The organism is Deltaproteobacteria bacterium, assembly GCA_019308905.1.
GTDB lineage: Bacteria > Desulfobacterota > BSN033 > WVXP01 > WVXP01 > JAFDHF01.
This window is the reverse complement of record JAFDHF010000149.1, coordinates 1-2136: the sequence shown is the minus strand read 5'-3', so window position 1 is coordinate 2136 and position 2136 is coordinate 1. Positions and strand designations below refer to the sequence as shown.

Annotated in this window: 3 protein-coding genes; all 3 read left to right on the top strand. The window is 54.0% G+C overall.

What is annotated here, in order from left to right:
* Window positions 1-1090: 2-hydroxyacyl-CoA dehydratase (locus tag JRJ26_20695; protein MBW2059909.1), on the top strand; the 1090-nt coding region annotated here is incomplete at its 5' end.
* Window positions 1091-1112: 22 nt separating this feature from the next.
* Window positions 1113-1859 carry a 3-hydroxyacyl-ACP dehydratase gene (locus tag JRJ26_20690; protein ID MBW2059908.1) on the top strand — a complete coding sequence of 249 codons (747 nt, stop codon included), beginning with the start codon at window positions 1113-1115 and terminating at the stop codon, window positions 1857-1859.
* A gap of 26 nt (window positions 1860-1885) precedes the next feature.
* Window positions 1886-2136: hypothetical protein (locus JRJ26_20685; protein ID MBW2059907.1), on the top strand; the 251-nt coding region annotated here is incomplete at its 3' end.

The following is a 2136-nucleotide window of genomic DNA, read 5'->3' as shown; positions in this document are numbered from 1 at the left end:
GAATGAAAAAGCGGCTGGCCGCAAGGTGATAGGCTCCTTTTGCGTCTTTGTTCCCGAGGAGATCGTCCGGTCCGCTGATGCCACGCTTGTTGGCTTGTGTACCGGAGCGGACTTTGCCACCGAAGAGGTGGAAAAGCTTCTCCCCCGAAATACCTGTTCGTTAATCAAGTCCGCCTTTGGATTCAAGCTGGGCAAGGTTTGTCCCTATATAGAATCCGCGGACATGATCGTCGGAGAGAATACCTGCGACGGCAAGAAAAAATCCTATGAGCTCCTGAAGAATCTCGTCCCAAACCTCTATGTCATGGACCTGCCCCAGACAAAATCCCCCGAAGGCCGCCGCTTGCTGAAGGCTGAGTATCTACGGTTCAAGGAAGCGGTGGAGGAACTCACCGGCGTGAGTATCGATGCGGAAAGACTTAAGAACAGGATCGCCCTTGTCAACGAAAAGCGAAAGGCCATTCACAGGCTCTCAAGCCTGCGCAAGGCCGATCCCGCCCCCATAGCGGGTCTGGATGCCCTGCTGATCAACCAGATCTTCTTCTATGATGACCCAGCCCGCTTCACCAATTCCGTGAACAAGATATGCGAGGAATTTGAGAAACGAATAGAAAGCGGCGAAGGGGTGTTTCCCAAGGGCACGCCGAGGATTCTCTTATCCGGCTGCCTCATGGCGGTGCCCAACTGGAAACTGCCCTGGATCATCGAGACATCCGGCGCGGTGATCGTAGGAGAGGAATCATGCGTCGGAGAGAGGGGTACCCGTAATCTGACCGACGATACCTGGGATACGGTTGAAGAACTCATAGAGGCAATCGTAGACCGATACTTCGAGGTGGATTGCGCCATATTCACGCCGAACCCTGAGAGACTCGACCATATAAAAGAAATGTTCAAGGAATATAAGGCGGACGGCGTGATTCATTACGCTCTCCAGTTCTGCCAGCCTTACATGATCGAATCGATTCCTGTGGAGAAGGCCCTGGAGCGTGAAAATATCCCTGCACTGCGAATCGAAACCGACTACAGCATGGAGGATGTGGGTCAGCTCAAGACCAGGGTGGAGGCCTTCATAGAACAGATCAAATAGGGCAAGCACAAGGATAGATGGGATGAGATTCGCTGGTATAGATATAGGATCGCGGACCATTGAGCTGGTGGTCCTCGAACAGGGGGAAATTCTGAGGAAAAGTCAGGTGGATTCCGGATTCGAACCCATGGCCCGCGCCCGGGCCCTTCTAGACGGGATCCATTACGACCGTATTATGGCCACGGGCTATGGCAGGCACCTCTTTCAGCTTGCCTTTAATGCACAGACGGTCACGGAGATCAAGGCATATGCCGTGGGCGCGCACTTTCTGTTTCCTGAAGCAAAGACCATTCTGGATATCGGGGGACAGGATGCTAAGGCCATATCACTCAATGACAAGGGAAGGGTCATCAAGTTCGAGATGAACGACCGCTGTGCGGCGGGGACTGGGAAATTCCTGGAGATCATGGCCCAGACCCTCGGGTACCGGCTGGACCAGTTCGGGGAGGATGCGCTCAAGGCTCAGAAGGAGATCCAGATAAGCAGCATGTGCACGGTGTTCGCAGAATCCGAGGTGACATCGCTTCTTGCAAAAGGTGAAAACCGACGGGATGTTGCGCTGGGCCTCCACCGATCGGTTGTGCGCCGAGCTGCAAGCATGCTCAAGAGAGTTACCATCACTGACCCTGTCCTCTTTGCTGGAGGCGTTGCTCGAAATCCCTGCGTGGTCCGCATACTACACGAAGCCATAGGTAAAGAGATCCTGGTACCGGAGGATCCCCAGATGGTCGGGGCGCTGGGCGCAGCGCTCATAGCATCGGGACAGTAGAAAAGCAGCAAAGGAGAGCTTCTGAGATGGTGGTCTTTTTTCATCGAGAAACCCAGTTCAACAAGCTCCTAGATAACCTTAGAAAGGCGGGCGGAAGGGCGGCCCTTGCCGTCTTGCGAGCCGAGGAGATTATGGAAAGGCTTGCTGCTAAGAGTGGCCTTCAGCCTTCACGAATTCACAAGCTCACCAGGAATGGAGAGGGAAGAATAGAGGGATGCAGGAAATTCGACCTGGGCGGGGGTTACCGGCTTGTATATCTGAAAAAGCGGGATCACAT